20 protein-coding genes, 2 tRNA genes and 2 pseudogenes are annotated in these 19387 nt (G+C 62.3%); 14 read left to right on the plus strand and 10 right to left on the minus strand.

What is annotated here, in order from left to right; all coding sequences use genetic code 11:
* Window positions 1-73: 73 nt before the first annotated feature.
* Together B3H64_RS01390 and B3H64_RS01395 are read left to right on the plus strand one after the other, a co-directional pair.
* Window positions 74-217, plus strand: a complete 144-nt coding sequence (locus tag B3H64_RS01390) for a hypothetical protein (RefSeq protein WP_165860255.1) — start codon at window positions 74-76, stop codon at window positions 215-217.
* A 92-nt stretch (window positions 218-309) separates the two neighbouring features.
* A complete protein-coding gene (locus B3H64_RS01395) occupies window positions 310-2019 on the plus strand; it encodes a recombinase family protein (protein ID WP_286732304.1) in 1710 nt (569 codons plus the stop codon).
* Window positions 2020-2087: 68 nt separating this feature from the next.
* Here the strand turns inward: B3H64_RS01395 and B3H64_RS01400 are convergent.
* From B3H64_RS01400 to B3H64_RS01415, 4 genes are all read right to left on the minus strand, one after another.
* Window positions 2088-2164, minus strand: a tRNA-Pro gene (locus B3H64_RS01400).
* A gap of 77 nt (window positions 2165-2241) precedes the next feature.
* Entirely contained in the window at window positions 2242-3198 is a 957-nt protein-coding gene (locus B3H64_RS01405; RefSeq protein ID WP_050617691.1) for a nucleoside hydrolase, read from the minus strand.
* Entirely contained in the window at window positions 3198-4157 is a 960-nt protein-coding gene (locus tag B3H64_RS01410; protein ID WP_238075381.1) for a nucleoside hydrolase, read from the minus strand. The genes B3H64_RS01405 and B3H64_RS01410 overlap by 1 nt, the downstream gene beginning before the upstream one ends.
* Window positions 4147-4833 (minus strand): Crp/Fnr family transcriptional regulator, encoded by a 687-nt coding sequence (locus B3H64_RS01415; RefSeq protein WP_050617690.1) that lies wholly within the window; start codon window positions 4831-4833, stop codon window positions 4147-4149. The genes B3H64_RS01410 and B3H64_RS01415 overlap by 11 nt, the downstream gene beginning before the upstream one ends.
* A 117-nt stretch (window positions 4834-4950) precedes the next feature.
* Between B3H64_RS01415 and B3H64_RS01420 the strand changes: the two genes are divergently transcribed.
* Complete coding sequence (locus B3H64_RS01420; protein WP_050617689.1) at window positions 4951-5649, plus strand: ATP-binding protein; 699 nt, start codon at window positions 4951-4953, stop codon at window positions 5647-5649.
* A 141-nt stretch (window positions 5650-5790) separates the two neighbouring features.
* Here B3H64_RS01420 and B3H64_RS01425 read toward each other — a convergent pair whose 3' ends face one another.
* Window positions 5791-6723 (minus strand): selenium metabolism-associated LysR family transcriptional regulator, encoded by a 933-nt coding sequence (locus tag B3H64_RS01425; protein WP_050617688.1) that lies wholly within the window; start codon window positions 6721-6723, stop codon window positions 5791-5793.
* Window positions 6713-7882, minus strand: coding sequence for an aminotransferase class V-fold PLP-dependent enzyme (locus B3H64_RS01430; RefSeq protein WP_050617687.1), 1170 nt, complete (start codon window positions 7880-7882; stop codon window positions 6713-6715). The genes B3H64_RS01425 and B3H64_RS01430 overlap by 11 nt, the downstream gene beginning before the upstream one ends.
* A gap of 157 nt (window positions 7883-8039) precedes the next feature.
* Here B3H64_RS01430 and yedE point away from each other — a divergent pair, with 157 nt between their 5' ends.
* The 4 genes from yedE to selD are packed head-to-tail and all read left to right on the plus strand — an operon-like array spanning window position 8040 to window position 10646.
* The gene (gene yedE / locus B3H64_RS01435; RefSeq protein WP_286732334.1) at window positions 8040-9128 is read left to right on the plus strand and encodes a YedE family putative selenium transporter; all 1089 of its coding nucleotides are present in this window, start codon (window positions 8040-8042) and stop codon (window positions 9126-9128) included.
* Window positions 9129-9142: 14 nt separating this feature from the next.
* On the plus strand, window positions 9143-9349 hold the full coding sequence (locus B3H64_RS01440) for a sulfurtransferase TusA family protein (protein ID WP_238075369.1): 207 nt from the start codon (window positions 9143-9145) through the stop codon (window positions 9347-9349).
* A 1-nt stretch (window position 9350) separates the two neighbouring features.
* Window positions 9351-9596, plus strand: coding sequence for a DUF3343 domain-containing protein (locus B3H64_RS01445; RefSeq protein ID WP_050617684.1), 246 nt, complete (start codon window positions 9351-9353; stop codon window positions 9594-9596).
* 12 nt (window positions 9597-9608) lie between these two features.
* Entirely contained in the window at window positions 9609-10646 is a 1038-nt protein-coding gene (selD, locus tag B3H64_RS01450; RefSeq protein ID WP_050617683.1) for a selenide, water dikinase SelD, read from the plus strand.
* A gap of 97 nt (window positions 10647-10743) precedes the next feature.
* Here the strand turns inward: selD and B3H64_RS01455 are convergent, their stop codons facing one another.
* Together B3H64_RS01455 and B3H64_RS01460 are read right to left on the minus strand one after the other, a co-directional pair.
* On the minus strand, window positions 10744-12051 hold the full coding sequence (locus tag B3H64_RS01455; RefSeq protein WP_207641540.1) for a TRAP transporter large permease: 1308 nt from the start codon (window positions 12049-12051) through the stop codon (window positions 10744-10746).
* Window positions 12051-12680 (minus strand): TRAP transporter small permease, encoded by a 630-nt coding sequence (locus tag B3H64_RS01460; protein ID WP_286732353.1) that lies wholly within the window; start codon window positions 12678-12680, stop codon window positions 12051-12053. The genes B3H64_RS01455 and B3H64_RS01460 overlap by 1 nt, the downstream gene beginning before the upstream one ends.
* Between B3H64_RS01460 and B3H64_RS01465 the strand changes: the two genes are divergently transcribed.
* The 3 genes and pseudogenes from B3H64_RS01465 (at window position 12637) to B3H64_RS01475 (ending at window position 14028) form a co-directional block, all read left to right on the plus strand.
* The gene (locus tag B3H64_RS01465) at window positions 12637-13212 is read left to right on the plus strand and encodes a BMC domain-containing protein (RefSeq protein ID WP_349676155.1); all 576 of its coding nucleotides are present in this window, start codon (window positions 12637-12639) and stop codon (window positions 13210-13212) included. The genes B3H64_RS01460 and B3H64_RS01465 overlap by 44 nt on opposite strands.
* A gap of 15 nt (window positions 13213-13227) precedes the next feature.
* Window positions 13228-13588: pseudogene (locus B3H64_RS01470) on the plus strand (BMC domain-containing protein).
* 11 nt (window positions 13589-13599) lie between these two features.
* Complete coding sequence (locus B3H64_RS01475; RefSeq protein WP_286732356.1) at window positions 13600-14028, plus strand: EutP/PduV family microcompartment system protein; 429 nt, start codon at window positions 13600-13602, stop codon at window positions 14026-14028.
* Window positions 14029-14175: 147 nt separating this feature from the next.
* Here B3H64_RS01475 and B3H64_RS01480 read toward each other — a convergent pair.
* Both B3H64_RS01480 and B3H64_RS01485 read right to left on the minus strand, forming a co-directional pair.
* Window positions 14176-14343, minus strand: a pseudogene (locus tag B3H64_RS01480) (MerR family DNA-binding transcriptional regulator); the annotation flags it as partial.
* Between the two features lie 168 nt (window positions 14344-14511).
* A tRNA-Thr gene (locus B3H64_RS01485) sits at window positions 14512-14587 on the minus strand.
* 346 nt (window positions 14588-14933) lie between these two features.
* Here B3H64_RS01485 and B3H64_RS01490 point away from each other — a divergent pair.
* From B3H64_RS01490 to B3H64_RS01505, 4 genes are all read left to right on the plus strand, one after another.
* On the plus strand, window positions 14934-16340 hold the full coding sequence (locus B3H64_RS01490; protein ID WP_195892309.1) for a HAMP domain-containing sensor histidine kinase: 1407 nt from the start codon (window positions 14934-14936) through the stop codon (window positions 16338-16340).
* Window positions 16341-16342: 2 nt separating this feature from the next.
* The gene (locus B3H64_RS01495) at window positions 16343-17038 is read left to right on the plus strand and encodes a response regulator transcription factor (protein ID WP_050617678.1); all 696 of its coding nucleotides are present in this window, start codon (window positions 16343-16345) and stop codon (window positions 17036-17038) included.
* Between the two features lie 156 nt (window positions 17039-17194).
* Entirely contained in the window at window positions 17195-18922 is a 1728-nt protein-coding gene (locus B3H64_RS01500) for an HlyD family efflux transporter periplasmic adaptor subunit (protein WP_050617677.1), read from the plus strand.
* Between the two features lies 1 nt (window position 18923).
* On the plus strand, window positions 18924-19387 hold a 464-nt coding region (locus B3H64_RS01505), incomplete at its 3' end, for an ABC transporter ATP-binding protein (protein WP_286732359.1).

The following is a 19387-nucleotide window of genomic DNA, read 5'->3' on the forward strand; positions in this document are numbered from 1 at the left end:
CCCTTACAGTGTAGCACATAGCCCTTGGAGAGGGGCTCTAATAACTCCTACTTTATAATACAAGGAGGACGCCATGACTGAAAAGCCCGCTGCGGAAGAATATGTGTACCATATCGGAAAAATTCGTTTCATTGTCACGCCTGTTTACAAGGAAACGGGAGAACTGATGCGTGACATCCTTTTGAAGCTGATGCTGGCTGACTTGGAGCCGGTATAACCCCATCGACATCCTTAACATGGGCGGTCGGGCGAGGTATAATATAGATAGAATAAAGAACCTCTTGCTTGACTGCCAGAGAGGAGGTTTATATGAAACAGTCAAGCAAAAAACACGAACTCGGCACAGCCGCTCTTTACTGCCGACTGAGCCGTGATGATAATATGGACAGCGAGTCCAACAGCATCCAAAATCAGCGGAAGATACTTCAAAAGGCCGCCAAGGACAAGGGTTATACCGACACAATCTTTTTCGTGGATGACGGTATCACGGGTACGACGATGAAGCGTCCCGGTTTTCAGAAAATGCTGACCGCAATCGAGGCAGGGTATATCTCGGCGGTGTTCGTCAAAGACCTTTCCCGGCTGGGACGCAACTACATTGAGGTCGGCAAGCTGACAGAGGAATTTTTCCCGCTTCACGATATACGGCTGGTGGCCGTTTCCGACGGCGTGGACAGCGACGAGGGCGAGGACGATTTTACTCCGTTCAAGAACATTATGAACGAGTATTACGCCAAGGACATTTCCAAGAAGCGCCGGATCGTGAACAAGATGAAAGGAAACGCAGGCGTTCCGCTTTCTCCGCCGCCCTACGGTTATATCAAAAACCCAGACGATCCCCGCTTTTGGGTGGTAGAGCCGGAAGCTGCCGAGGTAGTGCGCCGGATCTACCGCATGGCGCTGGAGGGGTACGGGCTGGCAGAAACGGCAGCACAGCTTGCCGCCGATGGCGTGGTCAATCCCACCTATTACTGGCGCAGTCGTGGGACGAGCCGGGGCGGGTCAAAAAGCACCGTGGAGCCTACCAAGTGGGGGCATACCACCGTCAAGAAGATCCTCACCTTGCAGGAATATTGCGGCGATGTCATCAACTTCAAAAGCTATTCCAAGTCCTACAAGATGAAAAAGCGAATCGAGAACCCGGAGGAAAACCGGGCGATCTTCCTCAATGTCCATGAGGCTATCATTGACCGCCAGACTTGGGAAAAGGTGCAGGTGCTCCAAAAAGGGACACGCCGCAAAAAGCCCACGGTCACGCAGGCACCCAGCGTATTCTCTGGCCTGCTGAAATGCCCGGAGTGCGGCGGCAACCTCAATTTCCACTTCAATCAGAACAACCACGACATCAAATTTTTCAGTTGCCAAAATCACAACTCCGGCTATCGCAAGTGCAGCAAGACGCATTATATCCGGCTGGACTTCTTGGAGCAGGTCGTTTTATATGAGGTCAAGCGGCTGGCCTGCTTCGCCAGCGAATACGAAAATGACTTTATCAAGGCCATGATCGGACGCTCGGCAAAGGTAGCGGAAAACACCGCGCTCCGCAAGCAGCGGGATCTGGATGCTCTGACCGCCCGCGACCGGGAGTTGGATATGCTCTTTGAACGGCTCTATGAGGACAATGTGGCGGGTAAGATCGACGATGCCCGGTTTGCCAAAATGTCCAAACGCTATGAACAGGAGCAGGGCGAAAACGCAAAGAAGATCAAGGCGCTGCGGCTGGAACTGAAAAAGGACGAGAGCAAGCGCATGGACATTGACGATTTCCTTGAAACGGTGCGGCGGTACACGGACGCGACCACTATTACAAAGCGTATGGTCGCGGAGCTGATCGACCACATTGAGGTGTACCACGCTGAAAAGCAGGACGGCGTTACCAATCAGCGTGTCGTGATCTACTACAACTGCATCGGCGCTTTCGATGTGCCGGATCGCCGGAAGATCCCGGAGGCCGACATTATCATGGAAACGAGAAAAGGCGTAGCACTCAGCTACGCCCCGGAACAGGTTGCAGTATGAACTTTTCAGGAAATAAAAAAGCAGAGTGTCCATTACAGGATACTCAGATCCTATAAGGACACTCTGCATGGTCCGAGTGACTGGATTCGAACCAGCGGCCTCTTGAACCCCATTCAAGCGCGATACCAAACTTCGCCACACCCGGAAATCGCCGTCTGTTCTAGACGGCTTGATTATATTAACACATTCTGGCCGGACTTGCAAGTCCTTTTTCCTGTTTCGCTAAAATTTTTCGTCCGGCATCTCTGGCCCATAGCCGGCAAACAGCTCCATCATGCGGCGGATAAAGCCCTCCCGGTCTGAGCCCGTCACCAGCCGGGCATTGGCCGTCCGCTTGGCGTCGCTGTAGGCGTCGGTCACGGTCTTTCCCCGGGTTACCTTCCCGTGGCGCTCCACCCCGATCCAACACGGTTTGGACTCGAACAGACTGCGGTCGATGGCGTACATCATGGCGCAGGGGTCATGCAGCGGCGCCCCACCGGTGCGGAACTGCCGTGCGTTCTCTTCGATCCCGCTACCCATAAAATAGGCCGCCAACCTGGCCTGGACGCTCCCCAGTGCAGCCAGCTCCTCCACCTCCCGTGCCGTGATATAGGTACTGTGGGTCACATCCAGGCCGCACATCACCACCGGAATGCCGGAACGGAACACCAGCTCCGCCGCCTCCGGGTCGGCCAGGACGTTGAACTCCGCCGCCGGCGTGGTATTCCCAAAGGCCGCCGCGCCGCCCATCATCGTGACGCACCGTACCAGCCCGGCCAGCTCCGGGTACAGGGACAGGGCGATCCCCAGATTGGTCAGCGGCCCGGTAGCGACCACCTCCAGCGCTCCGCCCCAAGCCTCCGCCTCCCGCCGGAGGGCCTCCCAGGCCGGTCCCGCTTCCGGCATCCGCACCGGCGCGGGCAGCTCCGCACCCAGCAGACCGTCCTCCCCATGAAAATGCTCGGCGGTGATGGGCGCGCCGAACATGGGGCGGTCCGCGCCGGCATACACCGGCGCCGCCGCGCCCGACAGCTCCACGATTTTCAGCGCGTTCCCCAGAGTCCGCTCCAGCCCCACGTTTCCCGCCACAGCGGAAATGCCCCGGACATCCAGCTCCGCCGCCTGAAAGGCCATCATCAGCGCTACGGCGTCGTCGATCCCCGGATCACAGTCGATGAAAACAGGCCGCCGCTCCATCACATTCCCTCCCCATAACGCTCCACAGCCCGTACCAGCAGGTCCACAAACCCGGCCCGGTCCACATCCAGCAGAACTGTGGCATTGGGCCGCTTTCCAGTCTGGTGATAATAGTCTGCTATGGTGGCTCCCCGGCAGTAATCTCCGCCGGTCTCCACCTCGATATACAGCTCCTCCCCGCGAAACAGCTCCGGCGCAATCAGGGCGGCCACGGCCACGCCGTCGTGGACAGGCGCCCCCCGGTAGCCCTTCTCCCGATGGAACCGGTAGAAAAAATCCAGCCAGTCAGCCACCACGCGGGCCACTGGATTGCCCGCCGCCCGAATGCGCTGGAACTCCTCCGGGTAGACCAGGGCCTGCTCCGTCACGTCCAGCCCAGCCATGGTGATGGGCACGCCGGAGCGGAATACCAGCTCCGCCGCTTCCGGGTCCACCAGGATGTTGAACTCCGCCGCCGGGGTCCAATTCCCATGCCGGATGCCCCCGCCCATCATAGAGATGCGGCCGATCCTGGACTTCAGCTCCGGGTGGGACAGCAGCAGCGCGGCCACATTGGTCAGCGGCCCGGTGGATACCAGGGTTACCGGCTCGCCGCTCGCCCGCAGGACCCGGGCCATCTGCTCCACAGCGCTGATGGGTTCCGGCCGGCGCAGCGGCTCCGGCAGGGCCGGGCCGTCCAGCCCCGTCTCCCCATGGACGCTGGGAGCCACCATGGGCTCCGAGACCAGCGGCCCCGGCCGGCCCTTGGCCATGGGAGCGTCGATCCCCAGCAGAGCCATGACCCGCAGGGCGTTATAGGTGGTCTTTTCAATGGTCTGGTTCCCGCTGACCGAGGTCACGGCCCGGATCTCCAGCCGTGGACTGGCGTTAGCCAGCATCCAGGCGATGGCGTCGTCATGGCCGGGGTCTCCGTCCAGAAGGATGGGGATGGAGCGCATGGGATTCACCTCACTTCTCATTTTGGGCCTCCGCTGGGTACAGCAGCCGGAAGCGGCTGCGCTCAAACGCCACCACACCCTCCCGCTTCAGGGTACCCAGTTCCCGGGACAGGGCGCTGCGGTCGGCGCAGAGGTAGTCGGCCAGTCCCTGGCGGTCCAGTGGAATCTCAAACGTGGCCCCGCCGGCCCCCGCCGCCTGCTCTTCCAAGTAGGACAGCAGCTTTTCCCGCAGCGTGCGCTTGGACAGGTGCTCCATCCGCCGGGTCAAAAAGACGTTCTTCCGGGCCAGTACCGAGATCAGGTTGCGAATCAGCTCCCCGTGGAATCGGCAGGCCGTGGGACAGGTGGTCAGCAGTCTTTTACCGTCCAGCAGCACCACCGCGCTGTCCGCGCTGGCCAGCACCGATACCGGCAGCGTTTCTGTCCGCGCGCAGGCATAGGCCTCCCCAAAGAGTTCTCCCGGACCCAGGGCGGCCAGGATCGTGCGGTAACCCAGGGCATCCTCCCGGCAGACCTGAAGTCCGCCGGAGAGCACCACGCCCATCTGGTCCGCCGGGCCGCCGCTGCGCAGAACAAATTCCCCCCGGCCGTACCGCCGGACCACCGCCCCCAGGCATTGCAGCATCGCGCGGGCGTCCGCCTCCGCAGCGCCTGCGAACAGCGGCGATTGGCACAGCACCTGCAAATAATTCTCCAAAAAAGCCCCTCCCGTTGCCGTTGCAACATACAGTTCTCTCTCAGTATAGTATGCTCCTATTCGAAATGCAAGTGCCGTCTTTCCCACTCGGGAACAACTGATAGGAGTGTCACAGATATGGTAAGAAAGATCATCAAAATCGACGAGAACAAATGCAACGGCTGCGGGCTGTGCGCGGCGGCCTGCCACGAAGGGGCCATCGGCATGGTAAACGGCAAGGCCAAACTGCTGCGGGAGGACTACTGCGACGGTCTGGGGGATTGTCTCCCCGCCTGCCCCACCGGCGCCATCACCTTTGAGGAGCGGGAGGCCCCCGCTTACGACCACGCCGCCGTGCTGGCCGCCAAGGCCGCCCGGCAAACCGCCAGCGCCCCGCTCCCCTGCGGCTGCCCCGGCTCGGCCAGCCGCGTCATCCGGAGGGAAGAGCGCCCCGCAGCGTCCGGCGAGATCCCCTCAGAGCTGCGGCAGTTCCCTGTGCAGCTCAAGCTGGTGCCCGTCCGGGCCCCCTACTTCGACGGGGCGGACCTGCTCATCGCCGCCGACTGTACGGCCTTTGCCTATGGCGCCTTCCACCGGGACTTCATCCGCGGCCGGGTGGTCCTGGTGGGCTGTCCCAAGCTGGACGAGGGGGATTACACGGAAAAGCTCTCCGCCATTCTCGCCGCCAACGAGATCCGCAGCGTGACCGTCGTCCGGATGGAGGTCCCCTGCTGCGGCGGCATCCAGCGCGCCGCGGAGGCCGCCGTGGCCGCGTCCGGCCGCAAGATCCCGCTGAAGGTGTCCGTCATCGGGATCGACGGCCAGCTCCGCAGCTAATACGGAAGGTCCGCTCCCGACCGGGAGCGGACCTTCTTATTCTCTCGCCATCCCAATCCGGAATGGGAGTGCAGGATCGTTTGCCTCTCCAGCGGCCCGCATATCCGGCCGGGCTCGCGCAAGGCCGAGTTCAGCCCTGCTTCACCGGGCCTTGACGGGTTCGGCATCTTCCGGCTCCGCCGACGGGTAAAACCGCTTTACAAATTCTGCAAATTTTTGGATATACGGCTTTAGAATGTAGTTTTTCTGATAGATCAGGTAGAGGCTCCGCCGCGCCGCGCTCTCCGGCAGCTCGAACCCCAGCAGCCGCTTCTCCTCACAGAAATTCCGGGCTGCCCGCTCGGAGAGGATGGAGATCCCCAAACCCTGCGCCACCAGATTCTTGATGGCCTCCTGATCGTTGATGCGGGCGATGACCTGCAGCTCGGATTCCCGGATGCCCATGCTCTCTAGAAAGCGGTCCGCGCTCTTCTTGCTGCCGCTCCCGTTCTCCCGCAGGATCATCGCCTCCCCCAGCAGCGCCTCCACAGGAAAAGCCCCCTGGGCCTTCAGCGCCAGGAAATGCTCGTTCACCGGTGTGATCAGCACCATCCGGTCCTGATAGAAGGGGATGCAGGCCAGAGCCTCGTCCGCGCAGCGCATCCCCACCAGTCCCACGTCAAAATTGCCCTGCAGCAGTCCGTCCACGATGCCCTGGCTGTCGCTTTGATGGATGGAAAAATAGGTGTCGGGGTGGGCCTTCCCATATGCGGGGAGCAGTTCCGGCAGGATGTAGGCGGAGGGAATGGTGGAGGCGCCTAGACGGATGATTTTCCGGCTCTCGCCCGCCCAGCGCTGGAGCAGATTGTCCCGCAGGCTCAGAATGTGGCAGGCGCACTCGTACAGCTCCCACCCCCGGGGCGTGATCTCGATGCTCTTGGTGGTCCGGATGATGAGGCGGGAGTGGAGCTCCTCTTCCAGTTGCCGGATATGCGTGCTGATGGTGGGTTGGGAGATATAGAGCTTTTCCGCCGCCTTGGTGAAGCTGCGGTACTCCACCACGTTGGTAAAGGATTCCAACTGCTTAAGCTCCATGGCCGCGCCGCCCCTTCAGGATCTCCTCCAGGGCCCCGAGGGCCGTGTCCACCTCTTCCTCCGTGTTCCACCAGCCGAAGGAGAAGCGGATGGTACCGGTAGGATAGGTCCCCAGGGTCCTATGGGCGGCAGGGGCGCAGTGCAGGCCCACCCGGGTCATGATCCCATAGGTCTCATCCAGCTCCCAGGCCACCTGGGACAACTCCCGCCCCGGGGTCTGCAGGGACACCACCCCCGTTCGGCCGCGGAGGTCCCCCCTCCCCGCCACCCGGATACCGGGTATGGCCCGAAGCCCCTCCAGAAAGCGCGCCGTCAGCTTCTGCTCATGGGCCCGGACCGCGTCGATGCCGGTGTCCTTCAGCCAGGCCAGGCCGGCGTGCAGGCCCAGGATACCCGGCAGGTTCAGCGTCCCCGCCTCAAAGCGGTCCGGCAGAAAGTCCGGCGTCTCCTCCGTATGGCTGAGGCTGCCCGTCCCGCCGGAGAGCAGGGGCTCCACCTGTCCGATCAGGTCTTCCCGGAGCACGAAGCCCCCGACGCCCTGGGGGCCCAGCAGGCCCTTGTGGCCGGTGAAGGCCAGGGCGTCGATGTGCATGTCCCCCATGTGGATGGGCCAGACGCCGGCGGTCTGGGCGGAATCCACGAAAAAGCGCAGGCCGTGGGCCGCGCAGAACTCCCCCACCTCCCCCAGCGGCAGCAGCGTCCCACACACGTTGCTGGCATGGGTCATGACCACGGCCCGGGTGCGGGGGGTCAGGCTGCCGGCGAGGGCCTCGACCCGCAGGCTCCCGTCCTCTGCGCAGGGGACCCGGGAAAAGGAGACGCCTCTGCGCTCCAACTGCACCAGAGGCCGCATGACGGCGTTGTGCTCCACAGCGGACACCAACACATGGTCGCCGGGCCGGAGGAAGCCCTTCAGCAGGACGTTCAGACTCTCGGTGACGTTTTTGGTAAAGACCACGTTCTTGCAGTCCTCCCCGCCGAACAGCTCGCACAGCATCTGCCGGGTCTCGTAAACGGTCTCCTCCACGCGGTAGGCCCGCTGGTAACAGCCCCGGTTGATGTTGCTGCCCGTCTGCGTCAGAAAGCCATACATGGCGTCCGCCACGGCCCTGGGCTTGGGAAAGGTGGTGCTGGCGTTGTCCAGATAGATGCTTCCCATGCGAGGTCCTCCCTTCTGGGTGTTTCTTCTCTATCGTAGCATCTTTTTATTGGATTTTCAAATAAATACAGATAAATAATCAATCATTGCGATTGGATGCCGGGCCGCGTGAATGCTATACTGGACATGACCCAAACTATGGAAGGAGAATCAGAGGATGGACCTGAAAAAGGAAACCTCCGGCATCGTTCTGGCCGGCGTCGTCATCGGTATCCTCGCATCCCTGCTGGTGTTCTTCGGCAATCCGGTCAACATGGGCTTCTGCATCGCCTGCTTCCTGCGGGACACCGCCGGAGCCCTTGGCCTCCACTCCGCCGCCCCGGTGCAGTACATCCGCCCCGAGATCATCGGACTGGTGCTGGGCAGCTTTCTGCTGGCCCTGACCCGGAAGGAGCTCTCCGCCCGAGGTGGCAGCGCCCCGCTGACCCGCTTCGTGCTGGGCTTCTTCGTCATGATCGGCTGCCTGATGTTCCTGGGCTGCCCCTTCCGCATGATCCTGCGGCTGGCCGGCGGCGACCTGAACGCCCTGTTCGGCCTGGGCGGCTTCGTCTGCGGCATTCTGGCCGGGGTATTTTTCCTGAACCGGGGATATTCCCTCCGGCGCACCTACCGGCTTCCCGCTCTGGAGGGCCGGCTGTTCCCCGTCCTCCAGGTGGTGCTGCTCCTGCTCCTGGTGGCCTCCCCCTCTCTGCTCCGCTTCACCGAGCCGGGCGGCGGCCCCGGCGCCAAGCACGCGGCGGTCCTCATCAGCCTGGCCGCCGGGCTCGTCGTGGGCGCGCTGGCCCAGCGGACCCGGCTGTGCATGGTGGGCGGCATCCGGGATTTGGTCCTGTTCCGGGAATCCAAGCTGCTGCTGGGTTTCCTGGCCATTCTGGTCAGCGCCCTGGCCTGTAACCTGGTGCTCAACGCCGCCACGCCGGACCCCTACTTCCACCTGGGCTTCACGGGCCAGGCCGTGGCCCACACCGACGGGCTGTGGAACTTCCTGGGAATGCTGCTCGCCGGCTTTGGCTGCGTCCTGCTGGGGGGCTGCCCCCTGCGGCAGCTCGTGCTCTCTGGCGAGGGCAACACCGACAGCGCCGTCACGGTGCTGGGGCTCATGGCGGGAGCCGCCTTCGCCCACAACTTCGGCCTGGCCTCCAGCGGCGAGGGCCCCACCGCCAACGGCAAGCTGGCCGTGGTCATCGGCATCGCCGTGGTGGCCGTCATCGCCTGTCTCAACACCTTCCGAAAAGAAGAATCGTAAAGGAGAGGATCGTTATGAATACGCTGGACGCCCGTGGGCTCTCCTGCCCGGAGCCCGTGGTCATGCTCCGCAAGGCCATGGCCTCCCAGGAGCCCGCCTACCAGATCGTGGTGGACAACCCCACCTCCCGGGAAAACGTGACCCGCTATGCCGAGCACCAGGGCTATCAGGTGGCCTGCGTGGAGCACGGCGGAGAGTATACCCTCTCCATCACCAAGTGAGATGACCTATATCGCCACATTCTATTCCCACTTCGGCGCCATCCGGTACAAGCGGCTCTGCGAGAGTTGCCGGATGGCGGCAAAGCTCATGCCGGTGCCCCGGGACCTGAGCAGCAGCTGCGGCACCTGCGTGCGCTACGAGGGTGAGACGGCCTGTCCGGCGGACGTCTGGCCCCAGGAGGTGGAGCAGGTCGTGCAGGCGCTGCCGGAGGGCTACCGCACCTGCTACCGGGCGGAAAACAGCTAAGGAGATGCGAGCATGGAGACCGAGGTAAAACTGACCAAGCTGGCCACCTGCGCCGGCTGCGGCGCCAAGGTGGGGGCCGGGACGCTGGTGCACATGCTGGAGGGCTTCCGGACCCATCAGGACCCTCGCCTGATCGTGGGCTACGACAAGAGCGACGACGCCAGCGTCTACGTTCTGGACGACGAGACCGCCCTGGTGCAGACCACCGACTTCTTCCCCCCCATCGTGGACGACCCGTTCCTCTACGGGCAGATCGCGGCAGCCAACGCCATGAGCGACGTCTACGCCATGGGCGGGGAGCCCAAGCTGGCGCTGAACATCCTGTGCATTCCCGAGCAGATGGAGCCGGGGACCGTGCAGGAGATCCTGCGGGGGGGCTACGACAAAGCCTACGAGGCGGGGGCCATCATCACCGGAGGCCACACCATTCACGGCGCGGAGCCCATCTACGGTCTGGCGGTCTCCGGCTTCGTCCACCCCCAAAAGGTCCTGAAAAACTGCGGCGCCCGCCCCGGCGACGTTCTGCTCCTCACCAAGCCGCTGGGCATTGGTATCCTCACCACAGCCGCCAAGGCCGACCTGGTGGAGCCCCCGGTCCTAAAGCGCATCTACCGGCAGATGGCCACCCTGAACAAGGCCGCCCGTAACATCATGGTCCGCTATCCGGTCCATAGCTGTACCGACGTCACCGGCTTTGCCCTGCTGGGTCACAGCTTTGAAATGGCCCAGGGCAGCGGCTGCTCCATCCATATCCAGACCGACCGGGTACCTTTTCACCCCGAGGCCTATCCCCTGGCGGAGATGGGCTTTATCCCCGCCGGAGCCTACCGCAACCGGGACTACGCCCAGGCCGGGGTGGAGGTGCGCGGCGCCGTCAGCCGAGCCATGCAGGACATTCTGTACGACCCCCAGACCAGCGGCGGACTGCTGATGGCCCTGCCGGAGGCGGACGCCCAGTCCTGTCTGGCCGAGCTGCGGGACATTCTCCCTCAGGCTGCGGCCATCGGCTATGTGACCGAGCACAGGCAGGCGTGGATCTGCCTGGAGTGAGCAGGCGCACCTTGTCTGGAAACGCCCCCTGCCCGCCGCACAGCTTGTGCGGCGGGCAGGGGGCGTTTGTGTTTCAACCGGGCGAAAGGCCTTCCAATTAACCAAAGATCTGAGGCATCATGAGCTTGGGCAGGAAGGTCGCCACAGCCGGGATGTAAGTCGTGATTAGCAGTGTGGGAATCCAAGCGAAGAGGATAAAGATCATGATGGGCGAGAGCATCTTGTTGATCTTGGCTCCGCAGACGCGGCCGCTCAGGTACAGCATGGGCGCAGTGGGCGGCGTAATATTCCCCATGCCCAGATTGACGCCCAGGATGGCGGCAAAATGAACCGGATGGATGCCGATGCCCTGTACGATCGGCAGCAGGATGGGCGTGCACAGCAGGATGCCGCTGGTGTCGTCCATCAACATGCCGATGATGATCATAAAGACATTGACCATCAAAAGAATCAGATACTTATTGTCCGTAATGCTCAGCAGAGCCTCTGCAATCTGAGCAGGCACGTTCTGCATCGTCAGCAGCTTGCTGAAGATCATGACCATGAAGAACATCACCATAATAACACCAGTGGCACAGGCGGATTCCGTCAGTGCCTGATGCAGGCCGTCCCCCTTCAGGCCCTTATAGATGAACATGCCGCAGGGGATGGCATAGGCCACGCTGATGGCGGCGGCTTCGGTAGCCGTCATGATACCGCCATAGATTCCGCCCAGGATGATAACCGGCATAATCAAAGCGGGGATGGCACGTAGTGTGGATCTGGCCGTATTCCTGCCCCAGGTCCGGAAATGCTCCTTAGGCGGCTGTACGATGTCAAATTTTTGGGTCATGACCATGTTGACCAGGCACAGCAGCGCCACCAGGATCAGGCCGGGGACGATGGTGGCTGTGAAACAGGCCAGAACCGAAGTACCACTGGACCAGGCATACAGGACCTGGGCCGAACTGGGCGGGATCAGCAGGCCCAGCGGACAAGCGGCTGCCAGCAGCGCCGCGGTGTAGCCTTTTTCATAGCCCGCACGGGTCAGGCGTGGCTCCATGAGGGCTCCGATGCACGACAGTGTCGCCGAGGCGCTTCCGGAGATGGAACCGAACACCGCGGAGGTAATGACTGCTACCGCACCCAAGCCACTCTTGAATCGGCCCACAAACCGCTCCACCAAGCCGATTAGGGCATCCCCAATGCGGCCTTTCTCCATGACCTTGCCCGCCAGAACAAACAGCGGAATGGCCAGGAGAATGGTAGAATTGATCTGTGTATATCCGCTGGCCAGCAAGGTATTGGGATTAAACCCCAGCGTGTAGGTGATCCAGAGAAATGCCCCACCAAAGGCAAAGGGGATGGGCATTCCGACCACTAGGCAGCCAATCAGGATTATAATGCTGATTGCAATCGAAATCATCAGTCGTTCCCCTCCTCTGCTCTGGAATCCGCCGCTTCGAGCATTGCCTTGGCCTCCGCCTTATTGGGCAGCGTGATAGCAGGATATTTTTCTTTCAGCCGGTCAGATACATAGTCGCCTGGCACAGGCCTGGTATAGTAGCCCTCCCGCAGATAAGTCCTAAGGTTGCGCTGCAGATAATACACATGGTAGAACTCCATCAACAGGAACCCAAAGAATACCGAAGCTTTCGGAATGACCAGGGGGATCTTCAGGGAGGTGGACAAGCCCCATTTGGCGATCTCGCCGGAGAAATACTTGGCGGCCCAGATCAAAACGATTGTATTGACCAGCACGGTAAGCGCCTGGGATATCAGGGCTAAACCATCCTTGCAGCGCATATTCCTGATGTACACATTCAGCAAATCGGCCTTGATGTGGCTGTCCTCATAGCTGCCATAGACAGCTCCCATAAAATACAGCCAGAAGGCAAACAACATGATGATCTCATCCGAACCATACAGGTTGCCCTTAAAGAAATAACGTTTGATCACCGCCCACACCATGACGGCTGTGGAGCAGACACTGCCGATAATCATCAGCCATTTGACCACATGGTGGAGAATCCTCCAAAACAGCGTCTTTTCCAAATCGCAGTGCTCTTTCGCCATTGCCAAGGGGATCGAGGCGGCCGATGCCGTCACCAAAGCGGCTGAGGTGGGTCTGGTTTTTGCTAAGGCCGGCTGTCCCGGGAAATACTATCTGCTGTTCTCCGGCGAGGTGGCCGCCGTCCAGGCCTCTCTGGACGCGGGCTGCGCCATCGGCGGGAGTCATGTGGTGGATCAGTGCGTGATCCCCAGGGTCCACCCGCAGGTCGTCCGCGCCATCGGGATGACCAATCTGCCCGAGGAGGCCGGCGCAGTGGGCGTGATGGAATTTTACAGCGTGACTGCCTCCATCTACGGCGCGGACGCGGCCGTCAAGGCGGCGGACGTGTCCCTTCTGGACGTGCGGCTGGGCACGGGCATCGGCGGAAAGTCCTTCGTCATCCTGGTGGGCGATGTGGCTGCCGTGACCGAGTCCGTCCGCTGCGGCATCCATACGCCCAACGCCGAGGGGATGCTGGTCGCATCGGTGGTCATACCGAACCCCAGCCCGGAGCTGTTCAACCGTCTGCTGTAACAGGGGATGAGTGAAATGCAGGAACACGCGCAGGCCGAAAAGCAGCGCATCATACGAGTTTGTACCCGGCAAGCAGGTCACGCTGGCGCACCTGATCGCCAACCCGGAGCCCGAGCTCTACAAGAAGCTGGGGGTCATCGGGAACAGCTCGGGGGCACTGGGTATTCTGACCATTACCCCCAGCGAGGGCGCCATCATCGGGGCCGACGTGGCCACCAAGGCCGCCAACGTGGATGTGGTGTTTGTGGACCGTTTCAACGGCTCGCTGGTGATCAACGGCGACGTAGCCAGCGTGGAATCGGCTCTGCGGGATGTGCTGGGCGTGCTGTCCGATGTGCTCGGCTTCACCCTGGCCACCTCCATTACCCGCACATGAAGCGGATTATTTTGGTCGGGCCTACCGCCTCGGGCAAGACCACGCTGTGCCAGCGGCTCAACGGCCTGGAGCAGGTCTATAAAAAGACCCAGGCCATCGAGGTGGTCAACTGCACCATCGACACGCCGGGGGAGCATCTGGAGCATCGCTCCTTCCTCCAGGGGCTGGTGGTTACGTCGGTGGAAGCCGACCTGGTGCTGTTCCTTCAGGACGCCACCGCCCAGCGGTTCCTGTTTTCCCCCGGCCAGGCCGCCGCCTTCCCCATCCCCACGGCCGGGGTGGTGACCAAAGCCGACATTGCCACCGAGGAGCAGTGCCGCCAGGCGGAGGAACTGCTGGCGCTGGCCGGCGCGGACCCCATCTTCCGCGTAAGCTCGCTCCGAGGGGACGGCATGGAGGAATTGCTCCGGTTCCTGGACCCGGGCCGGGGCCAGCCGTGAAGCGGTCCTGGCAGGGGGCGACAGCGGCACTCATCAGCAACGTGATCTTCGGGTTTGGCTTTTGGGGGCGCCCGGGCAAACCCCGAATTGCAAAGCGGCCGGGACCTGTCCACACAGGTCCCGGCCTTTGTTTACCCCTTTGGGGAGAGCCCTTGTAATAGACTTCATCCACTCGATCCAGCCGCAGGACGCCTCGTCGTAGTCCCGGATGCCGCTCTTGCTGTGGGGCACCGGCGGGATCAGACCGATGCGCTCATAGTAGAGCAGGGTGTCGGCGGACAGGCCGCACCTCTTGCTCACCTCGGCAATGGTCATACTCCACCCACCGGCCCGGCGGCAAGGCTCTCCCACATCCCGGGCCCCTGGCAGGCAGTCGGCAAAGCCGCGGAAACCCTCCCGTGTGCGCTCCATGGCAGCCACACTGGTGTCGGCAGCGGTAACGACAAAGTAAAACTCCCCGAAAACGCTTGTTTTCGGGGAGTTTGGAGCTGGTAGCCGGATTCGAACCGGCGACCTACGCATTACGAGTGCGTCGCTCTACCGACTGAGCCATACCAGCATATAAAACTCTGCGTGCAGGGCGAACCCCTGCCGGCCGGCTGCTCTGCCCGAGCCACCGCCGCATACGGGCCGTTCACAGCCCTAGCAGTTAATTAAGATACCACATTTTTTTACCGCCGTCAATAGCCGATCTCAACTCCCTCACCGCTCATTGTTTAAGAAAAGTTTAGATTTGCCTATTTCCCTGTTTAGATTTTTCCTCTATGATAATGTCCACGGAATAAACCGGTTACAATGCCTCTTTCCGCTGGAGCGCCGGATTGCTCCACCGGAAGGTGCAAGGCTTTGGGCTTTTTTCGTACGCATTATGATCAGGTAGAACGCAGATGCTGGAGGAATGGTCTGTGAAGAGGCGAATTTTTGTCTACCATACGCTCACCGTACTGGCGGCGCTGGTGACGCTGCTGGTGGTCAGCGGCGGCGTCATGGGGTGGGTCACGCACCGTTATCAGGAGTGGTCCCGCTCGGCCATAGACGACCGGGCGGAGCAGGTACAGGCCCTTCTGAGCGGCAGCAGCGGCACGGATTGGGGGCGGCTGGACGCTCAACTGCGCGAGTTGGGCTACCATCTACGGGTGGGCCAAAACGGTCGGGAGCTGTACTCCTCCCTGGACCCCTTCCAGGAGAACGCCTACCAGCGCTTTTCCGCCGACGCGGTCTGGCCCCCCAACGGCACACACACGATCCAGAACGACGGCATCCTGATGATCGGCACGCAGAACGGCCCCTACACAATCGTCGCCATGTCCCGCCCCCATATTCCCGAGGTCTTTGGCCGCCAGCGCCCCCAGTCCGAAGCCGTCATGCTGGCCCTGATCACCAGCGGTCTGACCGCCATCGTCCTGATCGTTCTGCTCAGTCTGCTCTTTACCAACCACCAGGTCAAACAGCTCATGCGCCCCGTCAACGCCCTGGCCGACGCCGCCCAGCGGGTGGAGCGGGGCGACCTGTCCCGTCCGGTGGACTACCACGGCAAGGATGAATTTGCCTCCGTCTGCGCCGCCTTTGACCACATGCAGCGCCATCTGCTGGCCGAACGGGAGAAAAATGCCGCCTACGAGCAGGCCCGGACCGATCTGGTGGCCGGCATCTCCCATGATTTGCGCACGCCGCTGACGTCGGTGAAGGGCTACATCAAGGGTCTGCGGGACGGGGTAGCCAACACGCCGGAGAAGCAGCGGCAGTACCTGGACGTGGCCTACCGCAAGGCCTGCGATATGGACATCCTGCTCCAGCGGCTGTTTTACTTTTCCAAAATGGAGACCGGAAATCTCCCTCTCTTTCCGGAGCGGGCCGACCTGGGCAGCTTCGTGCGCAGGTTTGCCGAGGATGTCCAGGGTGAGCTGGAGGCCAAGGGCGGACATATTCTGGTGCAGGGCGCTCCCACCCCCCACCCCGTCCGCATCGACACCGAGCAGATCTACCGGGTGCTCACCAATCTGACGGACAACGCGCTGCGCTACGCGGGGACCACTCCACTGGAGCTCACCCTGACCATATGGCGGGAGCGGGACACCGAACGTCTGCGCTTTGCCGACAACGGCGCCGGGGTGCCGGAGGAGCAGCTTTCCCACCTCTTTGAGCAGTTCTGGCGGGGAGATCAGGCACGGGGCAGCCGGGGCGGCGAGGGCAGCGGCCTGGGGCTGTATATCGTCAAGTATATCGTGGAGGCGCACGGTGGGACCATCGCCGCCCGGAACGACCATGGGCTGGTGTTCGAAATCGCCCTGCCCTGTGAAGAGGAGGTTTGACCATGAGCAAAATTCTGATCATCGAGGATGACAGCGAGATTGCCATGCTGGAACGGGACTACCTGGAGATCGAGGGCTTCGAGACCACGGTGATCGCCGACGGCGAGGCGGCGGCTGAGGAGGCTCTTCGGGGCGGATACGACCTGCTGCTCCTGGACCTGATGCTGCCGGGCTGCAACGGCTACGACATCTGCCGGCGGGTACGGGACCGGATCGATGTGCCCATCCTGATGGTCACCGCCCGCACCGACTCGGTGGATAAGATCCGGGGGCTGGGACTGGGCGCCGACGACTATATCGCCAAGCCCTTCGATCCGGCTGAGCTGGTGGCCCGGGTGAAATCCCACCTGAGCCGGTACGCCCGTCTCACCGGCGGCGGGGGCGGACAGGCGGAGCAGGACGCCATCACCGTGGGCGATGTGCACATCCTGCCCCGGAGCTGGAAGGTCTACAAGGGCGGACGGGAGCTGAAGATGCCCAACCGGGAGTTCGCTCTGCTGAAATTCCTGGCGGAGAACCCCAACATCGTCTTTTCCAAAGAGCAGCTCTTCGAGACGATCTGGGGCTACGACTATGTGGGGGACAGCGCCACCGTCACCGTCCACGTCGGGCGTATCCGGGAAAAGATCGAGGACGACCCGTCTCACCCCAAGCTCATTGAGACCGTTTGGGGCGCGGGCTACCGGTTGAACCGCTGAACGGAAAAGCCCTCCAGGCGCTGTGCGTCTGGAGGGCTTTTGGGATTGTTTGCAATCTGTTTCGAATTTGTTTTGATTTTCCACCCCCTGTGTTTAGATTCCGTCCGTACAATCAATCAACGTAAATAGCCTGATATGGAAAGGACGGCTGAAGCAATGAAACTCAACCTGGGACAGAATCCGGCACCCACGCAGACCCCCTCCGGCGGCGCCGCGGTCAAGCCAAGCAGAAAAAAGGGACCTGGAAAAAAGCTGGTGGCCTTGGTCTTGGTGTGCGCCATCGCGGGCGGCGGCCTCCGGTTCGCCTTCGGCCGCACCAAGGCTTCCGCCGCACCGTCGGCCAGCAGCGCCTATACCACCGCCGCCGTAGAGCGGCGTAACATCACCGCCTCCATCACCGGCAGCGGCACGCTGGAGGCCGCCAACTCCTACTCAGTCACCACCCTGCTGGAGGGCACCATCCTCACCGCCGAATTTGAAGAGGGCGACCAGGTGGAGGAGGGCACCGTCCTCTACACCATTGACTCCTCCAACGCCTCCAGCTCCCTGGAGAAGGCGGAGATCTCCCTGAATCAGTCCCAGCGCAGCTACAACAACAAGCTCAAAAACCAGGAGGATCTGAACGTCACTGCCACCGCCTCCGGCCGGGTGATCGCTCTGGACGTGGAGGTGGGCGACGACGTGTCGGCGGGCCAGACGGTGGCCACCATCCGCAACTCCGACGTGATGGGCCTCACCGTCCCCTTCCCCGCCGACGACGCCGCCGGCTTCTCCCTGGGCCAGACCGCCTCCGTCACCCTGGACAGCACCTTTGAGACCCTGAACGGCACGGTGAGCAAGATCTCCGCCGTCGACACCGTGCTCAGCGGCAACCGGATCGTGCGCGAGGTGACCATCGACGTGTCCAACCCCGGCGGCATCTCCACCAGCCAGAGCGCCTCCGCCGAGATCGCCGGCGTGGGCAGCAGCTCCGGCGGCACCTTCGCGTACGCGGACGAGGCTGCGGTCACGGCCAAAATCTCCGGCGAGGTGGCCTCCCTCCGCGTCTCCGAGGGAGACTGGGTGGACAAGGACCAGCTTTTGCTCGTCCTGTCCAGCGACACCCTGGCCGATGAGATCCAAAGCGCCTCTGAATCCCTGCGCAGCGCCCAGCTCTCTCTGGAATCCCAGTACGACCAGTTGGCCGACTACACCATCACCTCTCCCATCTCCGGCACCATCATCGACAAGAACTACAAGGCCGGAGAGACCTCCGAGTCCAACCAGGTCCTGTGCTCCATCTACGATCTGTCCTATCTGACCATGACCCTCAGCGTGGATGAGCTGGACATTGCCGACATCGCCGTGGGTCAGACCGTCTCCATCACGGCCGACGCCGTGGACGATCAGACCTACAAGGGCGTGGTCACCAAGGTCAGCGTGGCGGGCACCTCCTCCAGCGGCGTCACGACCTACCCCGTCACCATCCGCATCGACGAGACCGACGGCCTTCTTCCCGGCATGAGCGCCGACGCCACCATCGTTCTGGGAAGCGCCGAGGGCGTGCTGACCATTCCCTCCGCCGCTCTCATGCGGGGCAGCCTGGTGCTGGTCACCGCCGATTCCCCCAGCGCCGCCAACGGCGCCTCCGGTGAGTCGGATGCCTCCGCCAGTCAGCAGGGCGGCGGCTACGTCTCGGTCCAGGTCACCGTCGGCATCCGTGACGACAACTACCTGGAGATCACTTCCGGCCTGCAGGAGGGCGACACAGTGGCCTACATCCCCACCACCTCCTCCGGCAACACCTTCCAGATGGGCATGATGCCCGGCGGAGGCATCCCCGGCGTAGGCGGCATGCCCGGCGGCGGTGGCGGCGGCATGGGCGGCGCGCCGGGAGGGTTCTGATATGAATGCGCTCATCGAATTTCAGGACGTCTGCAAATATTATCATATGGGAGACACCACCGTGGTGGCCGCCGACCACATCTCCTTTCAGATCCGCAAGGGTGAGTTTGTGGCCATCGTGGGCTCCTCCGGCTCCGGCAAGTCCACCTGCATGAACATCATCGGCTGTCTGGACGTCCCCTCTGAGGGGACCTATCTGCTGGACGGCCGGGATGTGGGCCAGATGAACAAAAACAAGCTGGCCGAAATCCGCAACGCGCTTTTGGGCTTCATCTTCCAGCAGTACAACCTGCTGCCCAAGCTGAATCTGTTGGAAAACGTGGAGGTCCCGCTGATATACGCCGGCGTGCCCCGTGCAGAGCGCCGGGAGCGGGCCAGAATCGCCCTGGAGATGGTGGGGCTGGGTGACAAGCTCCAGCACAAGCCCAGCCAGCTCTCCGGCGGCCAGCAGCAGCGGGTGTCCAT

Source organism: Intestinimonas sp. UBA1698 (assembly GCF_002320075.1).
Classification (GTDB): domain Bacteria; phylum Bacillota; class Clostridia; order Oscillospirales; family Oscillospiraceae; genus Intestinimonas; species Intestinimonas massiliensis.